This window comes from Nocardia sp. JMUB6875 (assembly GCF_041154655.1).
Taxonomy (GTDB): Bacteria; Actinomycetota; Actinomycetes; order Mycobacteriales; family Mycobacteriaceae; genus Nocardia.
Map to the genome: position 1 here is coordinate 1 of NZ_BAAFGR010000129.1, position 23770 is coordinate 23770.

The window sequence follows — 23770 nt, forward strand, 5'->3', positions numbered from 1 at the left end:
GTGCCTGGTTGGGGTGGGCATTGGGTGCTGCCGGGTTGGTGGTGGCGGTGACCGCGCCGGTGGCGGGGCAGTGGTTCGGTGCGACGGCGAAACGGAAGTTGTCGCTGGGGTTTTTGACCGCGTTCACCGTGTTGGTGATGGCTGCGATGTTCTTCGTGCACAAGGACTATCACTATTTGTGGCTGGGGTTGGTGCTGCTGGGGGTGGGGTCGGCGGCGTTCGAGCTCTCGCATGTGCCGTATTTCGCCATGCTGCGGCAGGTGTCGACGCCCGCGACGGTGGGGCGGGTTTCCGGGTTCGGCTGGTCGATGGGGTATTTCGGCGGGATTCTGCTGCTGTTGATCTGCTACTTCGGGTTCATCGCGGGCAAGGGCGACAATCGCGGGTTGCTCGGGGTGCCGATCGAGGATGGGCTGAATATTCGCCTGGTCGCGGTGTTGGCGGCGGTGTGGTTCGCGGGGTTCGCGGTGCCGCTGTTCCTGTATGTGCCGGAAGTGCCACGTACGCAGGCTGATCCGGGTGCCGCGGTGCCCGCGCGGGCATTCCTGAGTTCCTACCGGGTGCTCTGGCGCGATGTGCGCGGGCTGTGGCGCGTGGATCGGCGCACCGTGGGCTTCCTGCTGGCCAGCGCCGTCTTCCGGGACGGCCTGGCCGGGGTGTTCACCTTCGGCGCGATCCTGGCCGTGCGGGTCTACGGCATCGCCGATTCCGATGTCCTGCTGTTCGGTATCGCCGCGAATGTGGTTGCGGCACTGGGCGCTCTGGTGGGCGGCCGGTTCGACGACCGTACCGGCCCGAAGGCGGTGATCGTCGCCGCGCTGACCGGGATGATCATCTGCGGCGCGTTCCTGCTGGTGCTCTCGGGCCCGCTCATGTTCTGGATCTTCGGCCTGGCACTGACCGTATTCGTCGGTCCCGCACAGGCTTCGGCCCGCTCGTTCCTGGCGCGCGTGGCCCCGCCCGGCCGCGAGGGCCAGATGTTCGGCCTCTACGCCACCACGGGTCGAGCCGTATCCTTCCTCGCCCCAACCCTTTTCGGCTTCTTCGTTTGGGCCTTCGACGCCGAGCGCGCCGGAATCGTGGGCCTGCTACTGGTTTTGATCGTCGGCCTGATGCTCCTGCTGCCGGTCCGCGGAGATGACCTGCGCGGCCGCTGAATTCGGCCCCGCGAAGGTCTCAGGGCCGCCAGGCGCCCATGCCGAGCGAGATCAGCCGCACCTGCAGCACGGCCCGCTCGATGATCCGCGCGTTCTCGCGCGGATCGGCCATCAGATAGTCGGCGATCCGGTCGGCCACCGTCGAGACGATGAGGTCCGCCGCCAGCTCCAGATCATCGGGCGACCACGCGTCCAGCGCCCGCACCCGCGACAGATCCACCACCAATTCCCGCTCGATCAACTGCATTTCGACCGAAATCGCACCGCGCAGCGCCGCCGAGCCGCCATGGCGTTCCCGGATCAGGAATCCCCACAGATCCCGTTTGCCATCCACCTGCTCGAACACGAACCGCACGGTCTCCGCCAGTGTCGCGTTCGGGGTGCGCCGCATTTCCCGTAGCGCCAAGCGCAATTGCCGCACGCCCGCCTCGACCAAGGTCGTGCCGAGCTCGTCGAGGGAGGTGAAGTGCCGGTAGAAGGCGGTGGGCACGATGCCGGCCGAGCGGGCGATCTCACGCAGTGACAGGGCCGCGAAGCCGCGGTCGGCGGCCAGGGCGAGGGTGCCGTCGAGCAGCGCCGCGCGGGTGCGCTCCTTGCGCTCGACTCGGGTAGCTGCCTGCTCGCTCATCTCGATGAGCATACATGCGTTCACATTCGTTCCATTCGAGAGATGTCGCGTGGGTCACACGAACCGCCGGTTGAACTGGAGGGGTCTCACCCGGCAGACTAGTTCAGTGTACAGATGTGCACCGAAATCCAGGAGGCTCGCATGGTCGGACTGATCGACCTGGTGCAAAGGACCATGACCACCCCGCATCCGCTGGACCGCTACCTGGAGCTGGTCCGCCCGACGCTGGCGCTGCGCGCCATGCGCGCGGAGATCACCCATGTCCGGCGGAGCGCGGTGGGCTCGATCACCCTCACCCTCAAGCCCTCCCGGCAGTGGACCGGCCACGTCGCCGGGCAGTACGTGCAGATCGGTGTGGTGATCGACGGCGTCCGCCACAACCGCTGCTATTCGCCGGTCAATGCCGAAGGCCGCCGTGACCGGCACATCGAGCTCACCATCAAGGCCCACCCCGAGGGGCTGGTCTCGAACTACCTGCACGACAACGCGATTCCCGGCATGGTCGTCGACCTCGAACCCGCCGGGGGCGTGTTCCACCTGCCCGAGCCGCGGCCCGAGCAGATCGTGCTGATCAGCGGCGGCAGCGGAATCACCCCGGTGCTGTCCATGCTGCGCACCCTGGCCAACGAGGGCTACCAGGGCCGCATCCTGTTCCTGCATTACAACCGTTCTCCGGAATGGGTCCCGCATCGCGAGGAACTCGAGGCGATCGCCATGCAGCACAACAACGTGCGCATCGAGTTCCGCTACCCGGAGACCCAGCGTCACCCGCATTTCAGCTACGACGAACTCGAGGCATTGGCGCCCTGGTTCGCCACGGCCCGCACCTACCTGTGCGGCCCGCCCGGACTGATGGCCGCGGTCCGCACCGTCTACGAGGCCGAGCAGCTGGCCGACCGGCTGCACAGCGAGGAGTTCACCCTCGCCACCACCGTCATCGATCCCACCGAGGCCGAGGGCAAGACCACCTTCTCCGGCAGCGGCGTGGTCTCGGAGAACACCGGTGAATCCCTGCTCGAGCAGGCCGAATCCGCGGGCCTGAGCCCGGATTACGGCTGCCGCATGGGCATCTGCTTCACCTGCACGGCCGTCAAGCGCAGTGGCTGCACCCGCAATCTGCGCACCGGGGAGCTCGACAGCGACCCGGATCAGCCCATCCAGCTCTGCATCAGCGCCCCGGTCGGGGACGTCGACATCGCTATCTGACCGTCGACACCGCTAGCTGTACATATCTCTGATCACAGGAGCCATCATGGCGATTCTTACCGAAACCCCCGAGGGCCCGCTGGTCCTCAGCGTCGAGCAGGTCGAGGAGATCGGCCGCGAACTCGATGCCCTGCGTGCCCGCATCACCGCGGATCTGGGCGACCGCGACCGCGACTACATCTACAGCGTCATCAAGGCCCAGCGCGGCTTCGAGATCGCCGGGCGCGGCCTGCTCTACCTGGGCTTCCTGCCGCCGTTCTGGCTGGCGGGCGTGGCCGCGCTGAGCATCTCCAAGATCCTCGACAATATGGAGATCGGCCACAACGTCATGCACGGCCAGTGGGACTGGATGCGCGAGCCGACCCTGAATTCCCGCGTCTTCGAATGGGATACGGTCTGCCCGGGCGACCAGTGGCGGCACTCGCACAACTACATGCACCACACCTACACCAACATCCTCGACATGGACCGCGACATCGGTTACGGCATCCTGCGCGTGGACGAGGCGCAGAGCTGGAACGTGCTGCGGCTGGGCAACCCGCTCTACGCCTTCATCCTCATGCTGGCCTTCGAGTGGGGCGTGATGGGCCACGACCTCGAGGTCGAGAACATCCTCAAGGGCAAGAAGTCCTGGTCCGAGATCAAGACCCTGCTCAAGGGCCAGTGGCGCAAGGCCAGCCGGCAGGTGCTCAAGGACTACGTGGTGTTCCCGGCGCTGACCGGCCCGCTGTTCCTGTCCACCCTGACCGCCAACTTCAGCGCCAATATCGTGCGCAACCTGTGGACCTTCTCCATCATCTTCTGCGGGCACTTCCCCACCGGCGTACAGACGTTCACCGAGGAGGAGTGCGCCGAGGAGACGCAGGGCGAGTGGTACGTGCGCCAGATGCTCGGCTCGGCGAACATCGACGGCGGCAAGCTGTTCCACATCATGTCCGGAAACCTCTCGCACCAGATCGAGCACCACCTGTTCCCGGACCTGCCCGCCAACCGCTACCCGGAGATCGCGCCGGTGGTGAAGGCGCTGTGCGAGAAGCACGGCCTGCCCTACAACATGGGTGGCTTCTCGCGGCAGATCGGCTCGGTCTGGGCCAAGCTGTTCAAGCTCGCGCTGCCGCCGTTCCTGGTCAAGAATGGTGAGCAAGCCGGTGTTATCGTGATGCGCCGGGGGCAGCAGCCAAGTGAAGCGGGCGTGTGAATGATTTCTAAATTCGAGAGCAACAAGGATCTGGTCCAGGAATTGACGGCGTCGGGAGCGCGACACGTCGGCAATATCGCATCGATCATCACCGGCACCGTCGCCGAGGTGACCCGGGAAATCGGTGACTGGATCACCGACGCCATCGAGATGCGTGAGGCCGCCGTCGCCGCCGAGCAGGACGCGGCCGCCCAGCGCGCCACCGCCGAAAGCCTGGCCGACGACCTCGACGATTTCGACGACGACCCGGAACCCGCACCCGCGCAAGCTGATTCGGCGACGAAGCCGGTCGCCGGCGAACGCGTCACGGGCGATGAGGTCATCGACGCCGAGGTCATCGACCCCCGGTGATCACCACGTCGGGAGTCGTCTGCGGTGCTGGGCGACTTCCGTGATCAGATCCTTGTAGCCGTCGGCGAGTTCGGCGAGCCGGTACCACTGCAGGTGGGCCTCGGTGTCCACCCCGCGGCGGGGCCGGTCCTCGCTGATGCGGTGCGCGACCGCGTGTCGCCGCCCGCGCCCGTCGGCCGCTTTCGAAGGCCGCACCGGCTCATCCTCGGTCGTACCCAGAGCCCGTTGCGCCACAACCCATTTCGCGGCCATCCGGTCGATCACCGCGCCGAGGGTCTCGGTATGCAGCGAGGCCCCGGCGCGGTGCGGAATGTTCACCGCCACCCATTCGTCGATGCGGGCCACCAGCTCGGCCCGGCGCTCGTCGATCCGGTCGAGGCGGTGGCTGCAGTCGGCGACATCATCGGGCGTGGCCTCGGCGGCGTGCGCGGCTTCCAGCGCCCGCTGCCGCTCCTCATGGCATCGCACCAGTTCGTGAGCGGATTCGAGGATGTCGCGATCACGCCGATCGGAGCCGACCGGCTCCCGGAACGCGCGTAACAAGGTCGATGGCGAGGGGAGCTCTGCGCCGAATCCCGCTCCGCTGTAGTCGAATGCCATTTTTCCCACCCTCGGCCGGCGCATGTGTGGATGCGCCAGGGCCGAGGGGGTTTCGGGGAGGGGCTCCCCTCGGCTCCGGCGCAGCCCCGCACCCGGAACGCAACAGCCCACCACCAAAGACACGGTGAAGTAACCGGGAAAACCGCGACGATGCGATGAGAAGACTGTCCGATAATGCGGGACATATTCAGGAAAGCGCGATAGTCGAAGGGGCGCAACCATCCGGCGCGTGATCGGCGAAGCTGCCTGAAAATCGTTATACAGCATTACAAGACGGTCACATGGGCGCTGCGGTTGAAGGCGGATCGACACCTGCGCGGGCGGTGTGTGAGACGGGTTCGACGGCTGACCTCGACCGGGACGAGGCTTCGGGCCGCGATGATCGGTTACCGAGGCTTATGAATAGCTATCTGTGCGGCGTGCCGAGAGCGCGACGCGCCATAGTCCGTTAGCCTCGGTATTCGTGCCCGCCTACGCGTCCTCACCGGAGCTACGATTCGGTTTCATGTTCGCGCTGGAAGACCCTGAGCGAATTGCCGAAGTCGTCCGAAATCTCATAGTTCGCCGAACGGTGTCGGTATTCCGTCTCGCGCATCTGTCCGACGACAACGGCCCGCCCGATCGGTTTGTCGTGAACTGGGCGGCGGTGCCGCAGATCTCCATCACGACCGCCGCGCCGGACCCCGACGAATTGCGTTCCAGCGGAACGATGCTGGTCAACGCGTTCCTGGGGGAGGATGGCGAGGTGAGTCTGTACTCCGCGGGCGCGACCCCGCCGCAGTAGGAACTGGACAGTCCTCTCTTCTGTGACGGGTCACACACCCCGTCTCAGCTACATCTCAGCTACGCACCAGGTTCGCGTAAGTCTCTCTGGGCAGTGTGGGTCCAGTCGTCGAGCGGAAATCCCGAACGGCGGCGACACACAGAGAGAGGTTGAAACATGATCCCGGTTATCATCGACACTGGTTCCGCGGCGCTGAACGGCGTGCTCAACACCGGTAGCGCGGCCCTGGGTGGTCTTCTCAACACCCTGTGGACCGGTTCTTTCGGCCGCTAATTCGCAATAACGCGAAGGGTTTTCGGGCAATCGCCCCGAGTGCGTACGCACTCGGGGCGATTTTTGGCGGTCGGCTCGGACCACCGGCACGGTACCGATCGGACCGCCAGTACAGTTCGCTCAGACCGCCAGCGCAGGGGTGCGGCGGGCTTGCAGAATCTGCTCGAGCAGCGCCACCAGGACCAGTTTCACCGATTCCCGGTCGCGGGCATCGCAATCCATGAGATGGATGCCGGGGGGGAGATCCAGCGCCTCGCGGACCTCCTCGAGCGCGAAGCGCGGCCCGGTCTCGAATCGATTGACGGCCACCACGAATGGCGTCCCGCGCTGCTCGAAGTAGTCGAGCACCGGATAGCAGTCCTCGATCCGCCCGGTGTCGACCAGGATGACCCCGCCCAGTGCGCCGTCGAGCAGGTCGTCCCAGAGGAATTCGAAGCGTTCCTGTCCCGGGGTGCCGAAGAGGTAGAGGACCAGATTGCGGTCGAGGGTGATGCGGCCGAAATCCAGGGCCACGGTGGTGGTGGTCTTGCCGGTGGCCAGACCCGGATCATCCACTCCCATGGACACTTCGGTCATGGCCGCCTCGGTGGCCAGGGGCTCGATCTCGGAGATGGCTCCGATGAAGGTGGTCTTGCCGACCCCGAATCCGCCGCTGGTCACGATCTTCACCGAGGAGGCCAGCGGCATCGTATCGCCGGAGATCGGCGCCGGATCGCCGGGTATTTCAGAGGTTCCGAACAAGGTCCCGGATCCTTTCCAGAGCAGCGGTGGAGAGTTCGTCGGTGGTGCCGACCGAGACGTGCCCGGCGTGCACCAGATCGCTGACCAGCACCCGCGCCACCCCGACCGGGACCCGCAGGGCCGCACCGATTTCGGCGATGGAATGCGGGTGCTGGCAGAGCCGGACCACCCGTTCGAGTTCGAAGCGCAGCGGCGCGGACAGGGCCGCGGGGGTGGCGCGCACCAGGGTTTCCAGGCGCAGGCCGTCGACGACCGGGGTGGTGCGGCCGGAGGTCATCATGAAGGGACGCACGACCTGCTCTTCGGCGTCGTCCAATCCCTGGTTCCGAGCGGCGTTTTCGGAGGCGGAGGCACCGGACCAGCCGCTGGGGCGGGTCAGCGCGATCATGCGCTCGTCCGGCAACCGGTGCGAATCGTTCATCGGCTCAAGGACTCTCGCAACTCGGAGATGAGCGACGGGGTGAGCAGCGCGCCGGCGCGGTCGGCGAGCACCGCCATCTGGTAGCCGACCAGCCCGACATCGGCGTTGTGGTCGGCGATCACCCCGATGCAGCTGCCGTTGCTCATGGCGGAGACCAGCAGGAAGCCCCGCCCCATCTCGATCATGATCAGCCGCAGGCCGTCGAAATCGTAACTGCGCGAGGCGCTTCGGCCCAGGCTGGTGAGTCCGGAGACGATGGCGGCGAGCCGGTCGGCCGCGGTCCGGTCCAGACCGGTGGACATGGCCATGAGCAGTCCGTCGGAGGACACCGCCACGGCGTCGCGTACGCCGTCGGTGGTGCGCACGAAGTCGGCCAGCAGCCAGTTGAAGGTGTGCGGATCGGTATCGGTGTAGTGGGTCGTCACGCGGCGTTCTCCTATGCTCTCGGTCCGGGTCGTGGCACTCCACCCTCGCTCTGCGCGTGGTGGCCGCCCTCGCGTTGCGAGTGATGTCCACTCGGCCCGCTCTGTTCGTCCTGTCCGCGGCGATGCCCGGATCGGAATCCGGCGAGCATGCTGCGCACCTGATCGGGTGAGCGGTCGGCGAGCGGCGGGGCGGCGGGGCGCTGGGTTGCCGGTGCGGCGCCGCCCGGTGCCGTACCCGTTTGCTCGCGAGTCTTCCTGGCGCGCTTGACGAGACCGTTTCGCGTACGTTGCACCTCCGGGACGGCTGCCGAAACGTGGCTGCCGTTGACCGGTGAGGTTGCCGAAATCGGCGCGGGTTCGTCGGTGCGGTCCGAAACAGCCGGGATGGCAAAGGATCCGGTGGTGGGTCCGCCGAACAGGCGCTCGGCCGCCGTGGCATGCGGCGCTGTGGTGGGGGGTGCGGTGGTCGATGGCGCTGCGGCCTCGACCGGGCCGGGCAGAGGCACGAGCTTGATCGTGTTGGAGTGGGCGGAGAATCCGTTGGTCACACCGTTGGGCCGCGGTGCGGTCTCTGGTGCCGGTTCCGCGTGGAAGGCCTCGGTCAGTGCCGCGAAAGCCGCTGTGCCGGTGTCGAATACCGGATCCGTCGCCGGAGTATGCGGAGAGCTGTGCCGTCCCGGCCGGGATTCCGGCATGGTGTCCACGACGGTCGGAAGCTGTGCTCCCGCAGCGTGTTTGGCATCCCCCGCCGGTGCGGGCCGCTCGGCAGCCGTATCGCCCAGCAGTTCGGCGGGCAGCAGCATGCGCGCCACCACGCCGCTGGTCGGCGAGACGGTGAGCTCCACCTCGATATCGAGTCGCCGGGCCAGGCGACCCACCACGTAGTGGCCCAGGAACCGGGTCGGCGCGACCAGGAAGTCGGCCTCCCCGCGCAGCCGGGCATTGGCGACGGCGAGCTGATCGGGCGGCATGCCGACCCCGTGGTCGACGACCGCGATCATGTAGCGCGCACCCAGTCGGCGGCCGTAGATCTCGACCTCCAGATCGGGCGGGGAGAACGACAGCCCGTTCTCGATGAGTTCGGCCAGCATGTGCGCGACCTCGCTGACATGCGCACCCGCGATGGCGATCTCGTCCACCCGCCGCAGCACCACCCGCCGGTAGTCGTCCACCTCGGAGAGCCCGGCCCGGATGACGTCGGTCAGCGGGATGGGCTTGGACCAGCGCCGTGGACTGGACTCGCCGACCAGCACCAGCAGGCTCTCGGCATTGCGGCGCATGCGGGTGGCCAGGTGGTCGAGCTCGAAGAGCTTCGACAGCGCGTTGGGGTCGAGTTCCTCGCGCTCGAAGTCGCTGATCAGCCCGAGCTGGCGGCGCACCAGGTTCTGATTGCGCCGGGCCAGGTTGGCCATGGATTCGGTGCTGTTGCGGCGCAGCCGGGCCTGGGCGGAGGCGAGCTCGTAGGCGGTGGTCTGCACCCGGTCCAGCGCCCGGGCCACGGAAACGATTTCGGCTCCGGTGCTTTCGTCGGCGCGCACCGGCTCCGGCGGATCCGGGTCCGCGCCGTCGGAGGTCTCCCAGGCCGTGATGAGCTGCGGCAGCCGCTCCCCGGCGACCACGTCGGCCTCCGCGGCGAGTTCGGCCAGCGGGCGCACGATGGCCCGCATCGAGGCGACCACCAAGGCGATCTCGGCGGCGATGGCGAGCGCGGCGGCCAGCGCGTAGGCCCCGAGGATCAGGGCGGCCTCACGGCGCAGATCCGAAGCGCGCGCGGTGATCTCGTTGCCGACGCTGCGCTGCACGCCGCGCTCGCCGTCGATGATGGAGGTCATCTGACGCCACCAGTCGGCCGGGTTCACCGCCTCGGTGACCGGTCCCAGCACCGAGGCGATGGCGACCGCCTCGGCCTCACCGGCCCGCACCGATTCATCGGTGCGCATGGCGGTGTAGAGCAGTGAGCGCTGGGCGGGCGTGGCATCGCGTTCGAAGGCGGTGACGGCGGCCTGCTTGGCGGCGCGGATATCGAGGAAGCGCACGTACTCGCCGGGCGCGAAGCCGCCGGCGGCGAAGACGCCGTTGAGGAATCCGCGTTCCTGCCCGGTGAACTCCTTGACGTCGCCGAGCGCGTAGAGCGTCTGCAGGCCGCGCCACAGCTGGCCGTCGTGGGCGCTGTCGAGGCCCGGCCGCGCCTGGTTGAGCGCGGCGATGGCGTTGGTATAGAAGGTGAATGTGGCCGACCGGTCGGTGCGCCCGGCGTCCACCTCGGACCGCGTCGCCGTCACCCCCGAGAACTGGGTCAGGGCCGTGCGCACCAGATCCGATCCCGGCGGCTGCTCGCTGAGCGCCTGATTCAACGCCTGCAGCGCGCTGTCGGTGGCCAGCCGCTGATTGCCGACCGCCGGCCGCGCCGCGACGTCGCCGCCGAGCAGGCCGTTGGTGAGGCCGCGTTCGCGCTGCACCTCGTGCACCAGATCCTGGACCGCCAGCGCCAGCCGCACCGACCGCGCGGTCTCGCCGGTGGCCCGGAAGCTGTTCACCTCGCCGATCACGATGACGGTCAGCAGGGCCAGCACCAATGCGATCGAGACCACCAGAATGCGGCGCAAGCGCGCCCGAATGGTGCGCGGCCGAAGCAATTCCCTTGTCGGCGTGCGTTTCACGTTACCTGGCGGCAACATTTTCGCCGGACGCACCTTCACTCCGTCTCCTGATGATCAGCTGTCGTGCCGACCCGGGCCGAGCACATGGAGAATAGTCAGCAACGTGTCACACCCGGCCGCGGCCCGCAATTCGAAACGTGTCTGTGTGGTGTGCGGAACTCGCTGTCGCGCGCGCTATTACAAATCTGCTCACAATCTGTGAGAAGCAGATGTGTTCCCCGCGTCGCCGGGGAAACAATGGGGTGAACATCGGCTCACCGCTGTTCCGGTGGCGGTCGCGAGGCGGCAGTGCCTGTGCTGGCGCCGCGGCCGCCCGGCACTCGAGAGGAGTGACGCCATGGCGCCAAATCCCGTTTATCCGGTGCGTGTGCGCGGCGACCTCGATCCGGGGTTGTCGCGCTGGATGTGGATCGTCAAGTGGATACTTGCCATTCCACACCTCATCGTCCTGCTCTTTCTGAGCATCGCCTATCTCGTCGTCTCGATCATCGCGTTCTTCGCCATCCTCTTTACCGAGGTCTATCCGCGCACCCTGTTCGACTTCAATGTCGGTGTGCTGCGCTGGAGTTGGCGGGTTCGCTTCTACGCGCTCTCACAACTGGGAACCGACCGCTACCCACCGTTCAGCCTGGCGGCCGATCCGAATTACCCCGCCGATCTGGAGGTCGATTATCCGGAACGGCTCAACCGCTGGCTGGTCCTGATCAAATGGTGGCTGCTGGCGATTCCGCACTTCCTGATCGTCGCGGCGTTCCTGGGCGGCGGCCGGAATATGGTGTCGCTCTTGCCGATCCTGTTGATAATCGCCGCCATAGGTTTGCTTTTCACGTCGGTCTACCCGCCGGGCCTCTACGACTTCGCCATGGGCGTCAACCGCTGGTCGCTGCGCGTGCGCGCCTACGTCTCGCTGATGACCGACGTCTACCCGCCGTTCCGGCTCGATCAGGGCGCGAGGGAGCCCGACGCCGCGGCCTCGTAGAGCCGCCGCACCACGTCCTCGATATCGGGTTCCTCGATGGACAGGTCGCGGACCTCCGCGCGTGCGGATACGGCCGTGAGCAACTGTGCGGCAGTGGTGATCTCGGTGTCGAAGGCCAGCCGCTGCCGCATCCCGGAACCCTCGCTGTCGAGCAGCTTCGCGCCGGGCAGGTCGGCCAGGTCCGCGGTGGGCTCGGCGAGGTCGACGGTCAGCACGCGCTGTGCGCCGACGGTCGCGCCGAGTCCGGTCAGCGAGCCGTCGTAGACCAGCCGGCCGTGGTCCACCACCAGGACTCGTTCGCACAGCCGCTCGATATCGCCCATATCGTGGGTGGTGAGCAGCAGCGTGGTGCCGCGCTGGGTGCGCTCGTAGCGCAGGAACTCGCGTAATCGCTGCTTGGACAACACATCCAGGCCGATGGTCGGCTCGTCGAGGATCACCAGTTCCGGCGAATGCAGCAGGGCCGCCGCGACTTCCGCGCGCATGCGCTGGCCCAGCGAGAGCTGCCGCACCGGGGTATCGAGGGTGCTGCTCATCTCCAGCTGCCCGACCAGCTCGTCGGTGCGGGCGCGGGCCGCCGCGGGCGCGAGCCGGTGGATGGCCGCCAGGATCGAGAACGATTCCCGCAGCGGCAGATCCCACCACAGCTGCGAGCGCTGCCCGAACACCACCCCGATCCGCCCGGCCAGCTCGCGCCGCTGCCGGACCGGGTCGAGCCCGCAGGTCCGCAATCTTCCGGCGGTGGGCACCAGGATGCCGGTGATCATCTTGATGGTGGTGGACTTGCCCGCCCCGTTCGCGCCGATGTATCCGACCGCCGCACCGGGTTCGATGCGGAAGCTCATGCCGTCCACCGCGGTCAGCAGCTCGCGTCGCCGCCGCCAGCGGCCCTCCTTGCGGCTGAGCACGAAAGTTCTTGTCAGGCCCTCGATATCGATGATCGCAGCGCTCACCCGCCGCCTCCTTGATAGTGCTTGGTGCCCAGTCGCCACAGGAACAATGCCGCCGCCCACACCCACAGCGCCGCGATCGGGGCGGCCCAGGCCAGCCAGCTCGGCAGCAATGCCGGACCGGGCTTGCCGAGCAGGGCGATGGCCGGGACATACGAGGTGAAGGCGACCGGAATCAGAAATCCGAAAACGAGTTTCATCGGTGTCGGGAACACCGACGTCGGTTGCATGGACGCATACGACCCGCCGTAAGTGAAGGCATTGGTGAGTTCCGCGCCGTCGATCAAGAAGAACTGCACCCCGGCCGCGCACACGAAAAGCCCGGAGAAGATGGCGATTCCGGAGCAGAGCGTCATGATGAACAACAGGGTGTGTTCAGGTGTCCATTCGATATTGTTGCGCGACAATCCGAATGCCAGCACGGTGGCCGCCACCGCGATGCGCGCGATCCGGCGCAACTGGATATCGCTGGTCATGAGCTGCAGCAGCAATGGCTGCGGTCGCAGATAGAAGGCGTCGAGGCGGCCCATGCGGATATAGGTGGGCAGCGTGTCGGCGTGCCCGACGATCATGTCGGCGATCGCGAAACTGGTGTTGCTGAGCCCGAACAGCACCATCATGCCGTTCAGATCCAGCCCGCCCAGGCGCGGCACATTGTGGAAAATCACCCACATCTCGGCGAATTCCACCAGCCCGATCAGGAAGGCGCTCAGCAGGTCCGTGGCGAAGGACACCGGATAGGCCCGTTGCGCACGCAGCCGCGACCCCAGGACGGCGCGGTAGGGCGTGAGCCGTGAGGGGCGTGCCTCACCCACCCTGCACCTCCAGCTTGCGGCGTCCGGCCCGCAGCAGCAGCTGGCCGACGCCTACTAGAACCAGTAACCAGAAGCATTGCACGACAACGATTTCCATGGCGTGGAACCCGGCGGTCCGACCGGAGAGCACATCGATGGGCCATTGCAGCATGGAGGGGAACGGGGTGGCGTAGGCAATGGCGCGCAACCATCCCGGGAACAGCGACAGCGGTGCGAAGAGCCCGGCCAGGAAGGTGCCGCAGATCATGTGCAGCGCGCGCAGCCCGCGGGTCTCGATGAGCCAGAAACCGGCCAGGCTCACCGCGAACATGGACAGGAACGACAGCGCCATGGCCAGCAGCAGGCTGATGCCGCCGAGCACGTAGGGTCCGGCCGTGCTCGGGAACGCCAGCCCGAAGGTGAGCACGCCGACCAGGATGCTGGGTACCCCGCGCGGGATCAGCGAGTAGATGGCCCGGCCCAGATATTCGGCCAGATGGGCGAATTGGATGTCGATGGGCCGCAGGAAGTCGATGGCCACATCGCCGGTGCGGATGCGCTCCACGATATCGGGCAGCGTCCAGAAGGCGATCGCGCCGAGCAGTCCCTGCGACAGCCAGATGTAGGCCCCGATGGTGCCCTGGGTGTAGCCGCCGAAGCCGCTGTTGGCCCGCACGGCCGCCATCAGCACCGCGGCCCGCACGAAACCGAAGACCAGGTTGGTGATGAGGCCGGCCAGCATGGCGAGCCGGTAGTGCGATTGTCTGCGAAACCCTGCCTTGACCAGCTGCCAGTAGACCCCCACGTCGCTGCGCACAAGAGGTTCACGTTACGGGAACGGCGGTGTCGGGGGCCGGGTTTGGGCAAAACGCAGCGGTGCTCGGCGAAATTTGTCGAAAATAGTCACGTTTCAGACTGAGGGCTGGTAGAAACATCAGCGTTTCACTCTGTTGCGATGCGAGGACCCAGATGACCATGGCCGAGACGACCGTTTTCGAGGCGCTCGAATCGAATGTGCGTGGTTACTGCCGTTCCTGGCCGACCGTCTTCGACACCGCCCGCGGCGCCTGGCTCACCGACCAGAACGGCCGCGACTACCTGGACTTCTTCGCCGGCGCGGGCGCGCTCAACTACGGGCACAACAATCCGGTGCTCAAGCAGGCGCTGCTCGACTACCTGATCGGCGACGGCATCACTCACGGCCTGGACATGTCCACCGTCGCCAAGGCCCGGCTGCTCGAGACCATGCGCGATCTGGTGCTGGCCCCGCGCGGGCTGGACTACAAGGTCCAGTTCCCCGGCCCCACCGGAGCCAATGCCGTCGAGGCCGCGCTCAAGCTGGCGCGCAAGGTCACCGGCCGCACCACCGTCGTGAACTTCACCAACGCCTTCCACGGCATGAGCCTGGGCGCGCTCTCGGTCACCGGCAATGCCGCCAAGCGCGCGGGCGCGGGCGTGCCGCTGGTGCACGCCGTCCCGATGCCCTATGACGGCTATCTCGATGAGCCCGAGGATCTTTCGTGGATGCGCCGGGCCCTCGACGACAGCTCGTCCGGGCTGGACAAGCCCGCCGCCGTGATCGTGGAGACCGTGCAGGGCGAGGGCGGGGTCAATGTGGCCCGCCCCGAATGGCTGCGCCACCTCGCCGAGCTGTGCGCGGACCGCGGCATCCTGCTCATCGTCGACGACGTCCAGATGGGCTGCGGGCGCACCGGACCGTTCTTCTCCTTCGAGGTCGCGGGCATCACCCCCGATATCGTGACGCTCTCGAAATCCATTGGCGGCTACGGTCTCCCGATGGCGCTGGTGCTCATGCGCCGCGAGCTGGACCAGTGGGCCCCCGGCGAGCACAACGGCACCTTCCGCGGCAACAATGCCGCCTTCATCACCGCCGAGGTGGCGCTGCGCCACTACTGGTCCGATGATCGCCTGGCGACCGCCACCCTGGCCAAGGGCGCCCGCATCCACGACCACTTCGTCTCGCTCACCGAGTCCTTCAGCGGAATCTCCACGCGCGGACGCGGATTGGTGCAAGGGCTGGTGTTCGCCGACGCCTCGCAGGCCACCAAGGTCTGCCGCGTCGCCTTCGAGCACGGCCTGCTCGTCGAAACCTCCGGCAGCTACGACGAAGTCGTGAAGCTGCTGCCGCCCCTGACCGTCACCGATGACGAGATCACCCACGGCCTGGGCATTCTCAGCCGCGCCGTGGAGATCGTCCGCGACGGTCACTGAAAGCCAGCGCCGAAACGGCGCGCAAGTCGTCGGTCTCCGCCCACACCGGGGCCGACTCGGTGCCGGGTTCCCAGCTGCGGAGGGAACCCGGCACCACCCTGTCTGCCGAAGTGTGCGCTATTTGCCGAAGTGCGCCAGGAACCAGGTGTTGAGTTCCGCCGCGGTTTTCGGTGCGGTCCCGGGGTTTTCGGCCGGTAGCCCGTCGAGTTCGACCTGCATGTTCAGATCGTCGTAGATCGCGATCAGGATCTGGTGCGGATGCTCGGCGGTGGCGTCGAAATAGCAGAAGTAGCGGCCGACCGGAGTGTCACGCTGTCGCCAGACGTCATCGGCGCCCCCGCCACCGCCACAGGACCGACCCGAGAGCTGGCTCAGTTCGCTCTGATAGATGATTCGCGCCAGGTCCTTGGTGCGATAGGTGGCGAAGGTGACCCCGGGTGCGGCGAGCGCCTCATCGCAGGCGACGACCGCCATCGCTCCGGCCACGGGCGGATCGGCGTGGCGGCAGTTGCGGTCGATATAGGGGTCGTTCGTATGTTTCAGCAGCGCGCGGTCCTCGGCGGTGAAATCGTCGGGGTCCCGGCCGCTTTCCTTCGACCGGAGGCGGCGGGAGTTGTTCTTGGCGTCGTAGTCGCGGGCGGCCGTCAGGTCGGTGTTGTCCCAGATGTAGGCGGAGATGACCAGCTGTGTCTCATCGGTCAGGACCAGGCCGGGCGCGGGCGTGCCCCGGCTGCGATCGAGGAAGCAGGCCTTGCGGCCGACCTCCTTGCCCTGGTCCAGCAGCGCGCCGTCCTTGCCCGCCGGATCCGACGGACAACTGGTCGCGCCGAAGACGCCCAGGTAAGTGGAGGCGTAGTACTCGTGCATGGCGTCGGCGGTGTGGAATCGGAAGAAGCGGGCCGCCGGTGCGGCGGCGGCCACGTTCGGATCGCACAGGATGAAGGACGTTCCGTGCGAATCCATATCGGCGTGGACGCAATTGGCCCGGTGATATCCGGTCCCGGGGACCAGCGCGAGCACCTCGATGTCGGCGGGCCGCAGCGTCAGGGCATCCGGGACCGGTGTGCCCGGCGTGGTTCGTTGCCAGTATGCCCAGCCCGCGAAGGCCAGTGAGCCCGCGACCAGGAGCAGCACGCCCAGCACCGCCGCGATCCGGCGCGGGCGTCGCCCGGGGTGGCCGGTGGTGCCGTTCGGTCGGCTTTCACCGGTTCCGCCGGTACCCGGGTCGGATCGGTCCGTCACCGTCTCGGTCGTATCCACCGGTGCCCCGGTGGGATTCGCGACCGGCCGGGCGGCACCGGTGTCGCCGGACGTCGAGCCGGTGAGCACGGCCCGCGCCGCCGCGGCCAGTTCGCCCGCGCTGGCGTAGCGGTCGCCCGGGTCCTTGGCCATGCCGCGGGCCACGACGGCGTCGAAGGCGGCCGGGACGGTCGGGCGGACCAGGCTGGGGCGGGGGATGGGATCGAACAGGTGGGCGCGCATGATCTGCGCGTCATTGCCGCCGGAGAACGGCTTTGTGCCGGTGAGGCATTCGAAGAGGACGCAGGCCAGGCCGTAGACGTCGGCGGTGGGGCCGAGGTCGACGGCGGAGAAGCGTTCGGGGGCCATGTAGCGGTAGGTGCCGACGGCCCCGCCGTCGCGGGTCAGGGATTCGTCGGTGACGGACCGGGCGATGCCGAAATCCACCAAATAGACGAAGCCCTCATGAGTGAGCAGGATGTTGTCCGGCTTCACATCCCGGTGCAGCAGGCCGTCGTGGTGGGCCGCGTCGAGCGCCGCCGCCACCTGTTCCACCACCGAGACCGCGTGCTCGGGCGAGCCGGGCCCGTGCCGGTGCAGCAGTGAGCGCAGGCTGTCGCCGTCCACCAGCCGCATATCGATGAACAGGCGGCCCTCGATCTCGCCGTAGTCGTGAATCGGGATGACGTGGGCTTCCCGGAGCCTTGCCGCCGCATGGGATTCGCGCTGGAAGCGCTGCCGGTACACGCTGTCCTCGGCGAGCCGCTCGGGCAGCACCTTGATGGCCACCGTGCGGTCCTTGACCGTGTCGTAGGCCTGGTACACCTCGCCCATGCCCCCGCGCCCGATCAATCGATCCAGGCGGTACGGCCCGAACCGGGATCCGACGGTGAGCGGGTGATTCGGACTGCTCATTCCGTGTCCTCGGCTCCTCGCTGCGGATCCATTGTGGCAGTCGGGGGATGGGGCAAGCCCAGAATCACGCGGATTACAACCGGTGACCAGGGCGGTCTGTAACGGCAAGGTCAGAGTCGGCGGCCGAAGGCCCTCGACCGCCGGTGTCCCCATCCCCATTCGCCCCGAGGTGCTCTCGTGTCCTCAATTGCCGTGCAGGCCAGGCCCGTTGCGGCCCGCCTGCGCCTGCCGAGCGTCGCCGTGCTGGCACGGTTCGTCGCACCGGTATTGGTGGTCGTGATCTGGCAGATCGCGAGTTCGACCGGTGTGCTGCCGGAGCGCCTGCTCGCCTCCCCGCTGACCGTCGTGCAGACGGCCGTTGACCTGATCAAGGACGGCACCCTGACCAAGGCGGTGTCGGTGTCATTGCAGCGCGCCGCACTGGGTTTCGCCATCGGCGCGGTGGCCGGGATCGCGCTGGCGCTGCTGGCCGGGCTGAGCCGGGCGGGGGAGTACCTGGTCGATCCGCTGCTGCAGATGCTGCGCACACTGCCGTTCTACGGGCTGATCCCGCTGTTCATCCTGTGGTTCGGCATCGGGGAGCTGCCCAAGATCGTGCTGGTCGCCTTCGGCGTGGCGGTTCCGTTGTACCTCAACACCTTCGCGGGCATCCGCAGCGTGGACGGCAAGCTGGCCGAGCTGGCGCAGGTGCAGCGGCTGAACCGCTTCCAGCTGATCCGCCATATCGTGCTGCCCGGCGCGTTGCCGCAGACGCTGGTCGGATTGCGTCAGTCGCTGGGCGTGGCCTGGCTGGCGCTCATTGTTGCCGAGCAGGTCAATGCCGATGCGGGCCTGGGCTTCATGATCAACGACGCCCGCGAGTTCCTGCGCACCGACGTGATCGTGGTGGGGCTGCTGGTCTACAGCCTGCTCGGCCTGCTCACCGACGCCCTGGTTCGTTCGATCGAGAGGAGAGCGCTGTCATGGCGACGCGGCTTCCTGGCACACTGACCGATTCGGTGATCGCGGCGACGCTGGCCGAGCTGACGGAGGTCACCGAGACCGCCGAGGCCGTCGAGGTCACCGAGACTTCCCGTGCCGCCGAGGTCGCCGGTGCGCCCGGTGCGGCGCCGGTGGCGCGAATTCGCGGTCTGGTCAAGGACTTCGGCGAGCGCCGGGTCCTGCACGGCATCGATCTGGACATCAAGCCCGGCGAGTTCGTGGCCCTGCTGGGCCGCAGCGGCTCCGGCAAATCGACCCTGCTGCGCGCGCTGGCGGGCCTGGACGACCAGACCGACGGGGAGCTGACCGTCTCCGGTGAGGTGGCGGTCGCCTTCCAGGAGCCGCGCCTGGTGCCGTGGAAGCGCGTGCGCGACAACGTCACCCTGGGTCTGCGCCACCAAAATCCAAAGGCCGCGGCGGAAGCCGCGCTGGCCGAGGTCGGGCTGGCCGAGCGCGGCGGGGCCTGGCCGCTCACCCTCTCCGGCGGTGAGGCACAGCGTGCCTCGCTGGCCCGCGCCCTGGTCCGCGAACCCGACCTGCTGCTGCTCGACGAACCCTTCAGCGCGCTGGATGCCTTGACCCGCATCACGATTCACGGCCTGGTGCTGGACCTGTGGGCCAAGCACCGCCCCGGCGTGCTGCTGGTCACCCACGATGTGGACGAGGCGGTGCTGCTCGCCGATCGCGCCCTGGTCCTGGTGGACGGCCGCATCGGCCGCGAGATCGCCATCGACCTGCCGCGTCCGCGCCGTCGCGACCACCCCGAATTCCTGGCCCTGCGTACGGCTTTGCTGGCCGAGCTGGGCGTCACCCTGGAAGGAACCAACGAATGAAGTCCAAACGTCTGTTCGCCGCCCTGGCGCTCACCACGGCCCTCGTCACGGCGGCGTGCTCGTCCGGCGGTGACAGCAAGGGCGTGAACGCGGACGGTTCGGTGGACCTGTCGCAGGTGACCCTGCACCTGGGCGATCAGAAGGGGCAGGCGCTGCAGGCCCTGCTCGAGGTATCGGGTGTGGCGAAAGACCTGCCGTACAAGCTGGATTGGGCCAGCTTCACGGCCGGGCCGCCCATGCTGGAGGCCATCAATGCCGGGTCGGTCGACTTCGGCGGCGTCGGCAACGCCCCGCCGGTGTTCGCGGCCGCGGCCAAGTCGCAGATCAAGATCGCGGGGGTCTACGACGCGGGCGCCAAGGGCCAGGCCATCATCGTGCCCAAGGATTCGGCCCTGAAGGATCCGAAGGACCTGCGCGGCAAGAAGATCGCGGTCACCAAGGGCAGCTCGGCGCACTACCACCTGCTGTCGGTGCTGACCAAGAACGGGCTCTCCTTCTCCGATATCGAGCCGCAGTACCTGCAGCCCGCCGACGCGCTGGCCGCGCTGTCCACCGGCCGGGTCGACGCGTGGGTGGTGTGGGATCCCTATTCGGCCCAGGCCGAATTGGCCGGTAACCGGGTCCTGACCGACGGCACCGGCTACGTGAAGCCCGACGCCTTCTACGTCGTCGGCACCAAGACCCTGCAGAACAAGGCCACCGCCGCCGCGGTGCGCGACCTGCTCACCCGGATTCAGCGGGCGCACGTCTGGATCACCGGCCACCACGAGGAATGGGCCAAGCGGTCCTCCGAGATCACCGGCGTGCCCTACGACGTCACCCTGCTGGCGGTCGAGCGCGGCAATGTCGCGGACCATCCGCTCGACGACGCCACCATCGCCGCCGAACAGCAGGTGGCCGACGCCTTCTCCGACGCCAAGCTGATCCCCGGCAAGGTGAAGATCACCGACTTCGTCGACACCCGCTTCAACGACCGCTTCACCTCCTAGGAGTCCCCCGAATGAGCTTGTCGTTCCATTGGTTCCTGCCCACGTCCGGTGACTCGCGCGGCCTGGTGGTCGGCGGCCACGGCACCCCGATGTCGGGTGACCGCCCGGCCTCGCTGCACTACCTGAACCAGATCTCGGCGGCCGCCGAGACCAATGGCTTCGAGGCCGTGCTGACCCCCACCGGTTCCTGGTGCGAGGACGCGTGGCTGACCACCGCCATGCTGGTGGAGACCACCGAGACGCTGAAATTCCTGGTGGCGCTGCGGCCGGGGCTGATGAGCCCGACGCTGGCCGCGCAGATGGCGGGCACCTTCCAGCGGCATTCCGCGGGGCGGCTGCTCATCAATGTGGTGACCGGCGGCGAGCCGCGGGAGCAGGCCGCCTACGGCGACTTCGCCGACAAGGAGTCCCGCTACACCCGGACCGGTGAGTTCCTGCATGTGGTGCGGTCGCTGTGGGAGTCGCACGAGCCGATCACGTTCCAGGGCGAGCACATTCACGTCGAGAACGCGCTGCTGAGCAACCGGCCCGATCCCATCCCGCCGGTCTTCTTCGGCGGCTCCTCCGCCCCCGCGGGCCCGGTGGCGGCTCGATACGCCGACACCTACCTCACCTGGGGTGAGCCGGTGCTCGCGGTGAGCCGCAAGCTCGACTGGATTCGCGGCCTCGCCGTCGACCACGGCCGCAAGCTCGACTACGGCCTGCGCATCCACGTCATCACCCGCGACACCTCCGAGGAGGCGTGGGCGGTCGCCGACAAGTTGTTGGCCGGTATCGACCCCGCCGATATCGAACGCGTCCAAGCCGCCCTCGCCCAGAGCGAATCCGAGGGTCAGCGCCGCATGTCCGAACTCCACAACGGCAACACCGACCGCCTCGAAATCGCCCCCAACCTCTGGGCCGGCGTCGGCCTCGTCCGCGGCGGCGCGGGCACCGCCCTGGTCGGTTCCCACGAGGAAGTCGCCGAACGCCTCATCGAATACTCCAAGGCCGGCATCTCCCACTTCGTCCTCTCCGGCTACCCCCACCTCGAAGAGGCCTACTGGTTCGGCGAGGGCGTCCTCCCCATCCTCGAGCGAAAGGGCCTGTGGCAACACCCCACCCGCCGCTCGTCCTTCCCCGCCACCACCCCCTTCGCCAGCGCCTCCAGCAGCTAGTTCGCCGAGCGGCACATCCTGCCAGGATGTGCCGCTCGATGGACTCTGATCGGCGGCGGGCGGGATGAGTAGCGCGGGTGAGTATTTCGGCGGAAGTCGGAGCGGGCGTGGTCTTCCTACGCTTTCGGAGTCATCCACCACGGGTGACTCCGGGAGGAGGAGACCATGTCCTACATCCACATCACTCGCACGCCGGGCGTCGGACTGAAGGAGTACCGCGTCGTCCACGAGGCGCTGGGACCGGAGCCGATCGCCGGGAACCTGCTGCACATCGTGGGTGAACTCGACGGCGCCCTGCACATCGTCGACGTCTGGGAATCGGCCGCTCTCGCCGACAAGTTCGCCGCCGAGCGCCTGTTCCCCGTCTTCGAGCAGACCGGCCTCATGCCCGGCCCCGACTCCCGCGTCGAGGCCTTCGAGGGCGAGGTCACCGACCTGCGCGATTAGCGCCCGCGATCCCGGGCGGAGCGCCCGGCGTGCGAGTAACGTGCGGCCCGGAGGTACCCGTGTCGACCGAGTTCATCGGCCGCGAGCGCGAGCTCGCCAACCTGCGCCAACACTGGGAGGAATCGGCGCAGGGCCACCCCCGGCTGATCATCTGCCGCGGCGAAGCAGGCATCGGCAAGACCCGCCTGGCCACCGAACTCACGACCTGGGCCCGAACGAGGGGTGGCCGCACCCTCTGGACCCGCGCCCTCCAAGCCCGAGACACCCCACCCTTCTGGCTCTGGCGCCAAGCCTTCGACGACCTGCCGCCGGTCGCAGAGGGCGACGACCGCCTTCAGCTCTTCGACACTTTCGCCGCCCAGCTCAATGGCGATAGGGACACCGCGCCGGGCGATTCGAACGACATGCCGGGAGACCCGGGCAGCAGGCCGGGCGAGTCGAGTGGTCCGCCGGACGACTCGGGCGGCACGCTGCTGGTCATCGACGATATCCATTGGGCCGATGAGCCGTCGCTGCTGGCCCTGCTGCACATCGTGCGGGGCTGGCATGAGCAGCGAATCATGGTGTGCGCCAACGCCCGGGACGAGATCGCGGACAGCTCGGACGGATGGCGGGCCGTCGCACCGGAACTACTGCGCGAACCCTTGACCCATGTGCTCGATCTGAGCGGGCTCTCGCCACGCGGCTCGGCTGCCTGCCTGAGCGCCGCAGCGGAACGTGAAGTGCCCGAGCGTATCGCCGCCGAGGCTTTCGAGATGAGCGGTGGAAACCCCTTCTACCTGAGGGAACTCGGTCGCGGACTACGTGACCGCCGGGGCGGGTCCGGCGGCCTGGAAGAACTGCGCCTGCCCGCCACGCTGCGCGAGGTGGTGCGCGGCCGCTTGGCCACCCTGCCGCCGCGCGCCCAGGAACTGTTGCGGGCCGCGGCAATTCTGGATGACGAATTCTCCGTGGCGGTTGCCGCCCGGCTCATCGGCCGTCCGGTGTTGGACTGCCTCTCCGCCCTGGACGCGGCCGCCGCCTCCGGCCTGCTGGTTCTCGAATCACCAGGCGGCACAGTCCGATTCACACACGCCCTGGTCCGCGCCGCCCTCCACGAGGGCCTGCCCCTCCAGCAGCGCGTCCTGTTGCACGCCCGCGCCGCCCGCGCTATCGAAGACCTGTATGCCGACACCCTCGACCACCATGCCGCTGCCCTGGCCCGCCATTACGCCGAATCCGCCGTGGTCGGAGACCGCGCACCCGCCGTCCACTGGGCCCGCCGCGCGGGCGACAACGCCTTGCGCGAGTTGGCCTTCGAGGAGGCCGCCCGCCTCTACGGCACCGCCCTCGAACACGCCACCGGCCTCCCCTTCGACCGTGGCAGCCTTCTGGTCGCCCGCGCGACCGCTCACCTGAGGGCCGGTCACCTCGACCCCGCCCATGCCGACTGCGTCGCCGCGCGCGCTCAGGCCCACCGGACCGGCGATACGACCCTGCTCGCCGAGAGCGCGCTGGTCCTGGAGCCCGTGGGAAATCTGCTGTGGGACCGCGATATTCACCAGTGGTGCACCGAGGCCCTCGGGATGCCCGTTTCTGGTCCCGCTGCGGCCGGTGAGCCCGACGGCAGCGCGGCGGACCGGAGTTCGTCTGCACCGCTGCCCGAGTCGTTGCTGGCGCGGTTGTTGGCGCGGGTGACCGAAGCAGGTGTGTATCTGGGGTATTGGGCAGAGGTCGACGAGACCAGTTCGGCGGCCGTGGAACTGGCGGATCGGGCCGGGGATGATGAGGCTCTGGTGGCGGCGTTGCGGGCGCGGCAGTTGGCTTGTGC

23 protein-coding genes are annotated in these 23770 nt (G+C 68.0%); 13 read left to right on the forward strand and 10 right to left on the reverse strand.

Annotated elements, in window-relative coordinates; translation table 11 throughout:
* Positions 1-1157: MFS transporter (locus ACAM49_RS28125; RefSeq protein ID WP_369638562.1), on the forward strand; the 1157-nt coding region annotated here is incomplete at its 5' end.
* Positions 1158-1176: 19 nt separating this feature from the next.
* On the opposite strand, the gene ACAM49_RS28130 is transcribed toward ACAM49_RS28125, so the two are convergent.
* A complete protein-coding gene (locus ACAM49_RS28130) occupies positions 1177-1785 on the reverse strand; it encodes a TetR family transcriptional regulator (RefSeq protein WP_369638563.1) in 609 nt (202 codons plus the stop codon).
* Positions 1786-1926: 141 nt separating this feature from the next.
* Between ACAM49_RS28130 and ACAM49_RS28135 the strand changes: the two genes are divergently transcribed.
* From ACAM49_RS28135 to ACAM49_RS28145, 3 genes are read left to right on the forward strand one after another with little or no spacing between them, the layout of a single operon-like run.
* Positions 1927-2991 (forward strand): ferredoxin reductase, encoded by a 1065-nt coding sequence (locus tag ACAM49_RS28135; RefSeq protein WP_369638564.1) that lies wholly within the window; start codon positions 1927-1929, stop codon positions 2989-2991.
* 46 nt (positions 2992-3037) lie between these two features.
* Positions 3038-4189, forward strand: a complete 1152-nt coding sequence (locus tag ACAM49_RS28140; protein ID WP_369638565.1) for a fatty acid desaturase — start codon at positions 3038-3040, stop codon at positions 4187-4189.
* Entirely contained in the window at positions 4190-4540 is a 351-nt protein-coding gene (locus ACAM49_RS28145; protein WP_369638566.1) for a hypothetical protein, read from the forward strand.
* On the opposite strand, the gene ACAM49_RS28150 is transcribed toward ACAM49_RS28145, so the two are convergent.
* Positions 4541-5140, reverse strand: a complete 600-nt coding sequence (locus ACAM49_RS28150; protein WP_369638567.1) for a DUF4254 domain-containing protein — start codon at positions 5138-5140, stop codon at positions 4541-4543.
* A gap of 571 nt (positions 5141-5711) precedes the next feature.
* Here ACAM49_RS28150 and ACAM49_RS28155 point away from each other — a divergent pair.
* Positions 5712-5924: a hypothetical protein gene (locus ACAM49_RS28155; protein WP_369638568.1), complete on the forward strand. Its 213-nt coding sequence runs from the start codon at positions 5712-5714 to the stop codon at positions 5922-5924.
* A gap of 393 nt (positions 5925-6317) precedes the next feature.
* On the opposite strand, the gene ACAM49_RS28160 is transcribed toward ACAM49_RS28155, so the two are convergent.
* The 4 genes from ACAM49_RS28160 to ACAM49_RS28175 are packed head-to-tail and all read right to left on the reverse strand — an operon-like array spanning position 6318 to position 10462.
* Positions 6318-6884, reverse strand: a complete 567-nt coding sequence (locus ACAM49_RS28160; RefSeq protein ID WP_369638583.1) for an ATP/GTP-binding protein — start codon at positions 6882-6884, stop codon at positions 6318-6320.
* Between the two features lie 37 nt (positions 6885-6921).
* Complete coding sequence (locus ACAM49_RS28165) at positions 6922-7359, reverse strand: DUF742 domain-containing protein (protein WP_369638569.1); 438 nt, start codon at positions 7357-7359, stop codon at positions 6922-6924.
* Positions 7356-7784 carry a roadblock/LC7 domain-containing protein gene (locus ACAM49_RS28170; protein ID WP_369638570.1) on the reverse strand — a complete coding sequence of 143 codons (429 nt, stop codon included), beginning with the start codon at positions 7782-7784 and terminating at the stop codon, positions 7356-7358. The genes ACAM49_RS28165 and ACAM49_RS28170 overlap by 4 nt, the downstream gene beginning before the upstream one ends.
* An 11-nt stretch (positions 7785-7795) precedes the next feature.
* Positions 7796-10462 carry a nitrate- and nitrite sensing domain-containing protein gene (locus tag ACAM49_RS28175; protein WP_369638571.1) on the reverse strand — a complete coding sequence of 889 codons (2667 nt, stop codon included), beginning with the start codon at positions 10460-10462 and terminating at the stop codon, positions 7796-7798.
* A gap of 319 nt (positions 10463-10781) precedes the next feature.
* Between ACAM49_RS28175 and ACAM49_RS28180 the strand changes: the two genes are divergently transcribed.
* Entirely contained in the window at positions 10782-11423 is a 642-nt protein-coding gene (locus tag ACAM49_RS28180) for a DUF4389 domain-containing protein (RefSeq protein WP_369638584.1), read from the forward strand.
* Here the strand turns inward: ACAM49_RS28180 and ACAM49_RS28185 are convergent.
* The 3 genes from ACAM49_RS28185 to ACAM49_RS28195 are packed head-to-tail and all read right to left on the reverse strand — an operon-like array spanning position 11387 to position 13984.
* Positions 11387-12376, reverse strand: coding sequence for an ATP-binding cassette domain-containing protein (locus ACAM49_RS28185; RefSeq protein ID WP_369638572.1), 990 nt, complete (start codon positions 12374-12376; stop codon positions 11387-11389). The two genes, ACAM49_RS28180 and ACAM49_RS28185, sit on opposite strands and share 37 nt — an antisense overlap.
* A complete protein-coding gene (locus ACAM49_RS28190) occupies positions 12373-13188 on the reverse strand; it encodes an ABC transporter permease (protein ID WP_369638573.1) in 816 nt (271 codons plus the stop codon). Before ACAM49_RS28190 ends, ACAM49_RS28185 begins: the two co-directional genes overlap by 4 nt.
* A complete protein-coding gene (locus tag ACAM49_RS28195) occupies positions 13181-13984 on the reverse strand; it encodes an ABC transporter permease (RefSeq protein WP_369638574.1) in 804 nt (267 codons plus the stop codon). The genes ACAM49_RS28190 and ACAM49_RS28195 overlap by 8 nt, the downstream gene beginning before the upstream one ends.
* A gap of 152 nt (positions 13985-14136) precedes the next feature.
* Here ACAM49_RS28195 and ectB point away from each other — a divergent pair, with 152 nt between their 5' ends.
* A complete protein-coding gene (gene ectB, locus ACAM49_RS28200) occupies positions 14137-15399 on the forward strand; it encodes a diaminobutyrate--2-oxoglutarate transaminase (protein ID WP_369638575.1) in 1263 nt (420 codons plus the stop codon).
* A 117-nt stretch (positions 15400-15516) separates the two neighbouring features.
* Here ectB and ACAM49_RS28205 read toward each other — a convergent pair whose 3' ends face one another.
* On the reverse strand, positions 15517-17553 hold the full coding sequence (locus ACAM49_RS28205) for a serine/threonine-protein kinase (RefSeq protein WP_369638576.1): 2037 nt from the start codon (positions 17551-17553) through the stop codon (positions 15517-15519).
* A 177-nt stretch (positions 17554-17730) separates the two neighbouring features.
* Between ACAM49_RS28205 and ACAM49_RS28210 the strand changes: the two genes are divergently transcribed.
* The 6 genes from ACAM49_RS28210 to ACAM49_RS28235 form a co-directional block, all read left to right on the forward strand.
* On the forward strand, positions 17731-18543 hold the full coding sequence (locus ACAM49_RS28210) for an ABC transporter permease (RefSeq protein WP_369638577.1): 813 nt from the start codon (positions 17731-17733) through the stop codon (positions 18541-18543).
* Positions 18516-19367, forward strand: coding sequence for an ABC transporter ATP-binding protein (locus ACAM49_RS28215; protein ID WP_369638578.1), 852 nt, complete (start codon positions 18516-18518; stop codon positions 19365-19367). Before ACAM49_RS28210 ends, ACAM49_RS28215 begins: the two co-directional genes overlap by 28 nt.
* Positions 19364-20356, forward strand: a complete 993-nt coding sequence (locus ACAM49_RS28220) for an aliphatic sulfonate ABC transporter substrate-binding protein (protein ID WP_369638579.1) — start codon at positions 19364-19366, stop codon at positions 20354-20356. The genes ACAM49_RS28215 and ACAM49_RS28220 overlap by 4 nt, the downstream gene beginning before the upstream one ends.
* A gap of 11 nt (positions 20357-20367) precedes the next feature.
* Complete coding sequence (locus ACAM49_RS28225) at positions 20368-21513, forward strand: LLM class flavin-dependent oxidoreductase (RefSeq protein WP_369638580.1); 1146 nt, start codon at positions 20368-20370, stop codon at positions 21511-21513.
* 165 nt (positions 21514-21678) lie between these two features.
* Positions 21679-21960, forward strand: coding sequence for a hypothetical protein (locus ACAM49_RS28230; RefSeq protein WP_369638581.1), 282 nt, complete (start codon positions 21679-21681; stop codon positions 21958-21960).
* Between the two features lie 59 nt (positions 21961-22019).
* Positions 22020-23770 (forward strand): AAA family ATPase (locus tag ACAM49_RS28235; RefSeq protein ID WP_369638582.1); only part of this gene is annotated, 1751 nt, incomplete at its 3' end.

What these genes read in the sequence shown, in the direction of transcription:
- ACAM49_RS28145 (WP_369638566.1), top strand. Translation starts at nt 4,190, where the DNA reads ATGATTTCTAAATTCGAGAGCAACAAGGATCTGGTCCAGGAATTGACG.
- ACAM49_RS28165 (WP_369638569.1), bottom strand. Translation starts at nt 7,359, where the DNA reads ATGAACGATTCGCACCGGTTGCCGGACGAGCGCATGATCGCGCTGACC.
- ACAM49_RS28180 (WP_369638584.1), top strand. Translation starts at nt 10,782, where the DNA reads ATGGCGCCAAATCCCGTTTATCCGGTGCGTGTGCGCGGCGACCTCGAT.
- ACAM49_RS28150 (WP_369638567.1), bottom strand. Translation starts at nt 5,140, where the DNA reads ATGGCATTCGACTACAGCGGAGCGGGATTCGGCGCAGAGCTCCCCTCG.
- ACAM49_RS28205 (WP_369638576.1), bottom strand. Translation starts at nt 17,553, where the DNA reads ATGAGCAGTCCGAATCACCCGCTCACCGTCGGATCCCGGTTCGGGCCG.
- ACAM49_RS28230 (WP_369638581.1), top strand. Translation starts at nt 21,679, where the DNA reads ATGTCCTACATCCACATCACTCGCACGCCGGGCGTCGGACTGAAGGAG.
- ectB (WP_369638575.1), top strand. Translation starts at nt 14,137, where the DNA reads ATGACCATGGCCGAGACGACCGTTTTCGAGGCGCTCGAATCGAATGTG.
- ACAM49_RS28175 (WP_369638571.1), bottom strand. Translation starts at nt 10,462, where the DNA reads ATGTTGCCGCCAGGTAACGTGAAACGCACGCCGACAAGGGAATTGCTT.
- ACAM49_RS28160 (WP_369638583.1), bottom strand. Translation starts at nt 6,884, where the DNA reads ATGCCGCTGGCCTCCTCGGTGAAGATCGTGACCAGCGGCGGATTCGGG.
- ACAM49_RS28215 (WP_369638578.1), top strand. Translation starts at nt 18,516, where the DNA reads ATGGCGACGCGGCTTCCTGGCACACTGACCGATTCGGTGATCGCGGCG.
- ACAM49_RS28135 (WP_369638564.1), top strand. Translation starts at nt 1,927, where the DNA reads ATGGTCGGACTGATCGACCTGGTGCAAAGGACCATGACCACCCCGCAT.
- ACAM49_RS28130 (WP_369638563.1), bottom strand. Translation starts at nt 1,785, where the DNA reads ATGAGCGAGCAGGCAGCTACCCGAGTCGAGCGCAAGGAGCGCACCCGC.
- ACAM49_RS28225 (WP_369638580.1), top strand. Translation starts at nt 20,368, where the DNA reads ATGAGCTTGTCGTTCCATTGGTTCCTGCCCACGTCCGGTGACTCGCGC.
- ACAM49_RS28220 (WP_369638579.1), top strand. Translation starts at nt 19,364, where the DNA reads ATGAAGTCCAAACGTCTGTTCGCCGCCCTGGCGCTCACCACGGCCCTC.
- ACAM49_RS28140 (WP_369638565.1), top strand. Translation starts at nt 3,038, where the DNA reads ATGGCGATTCTTACCGAAACCCCCGAGGGCCCGCTGGTCCTCAGCGTC.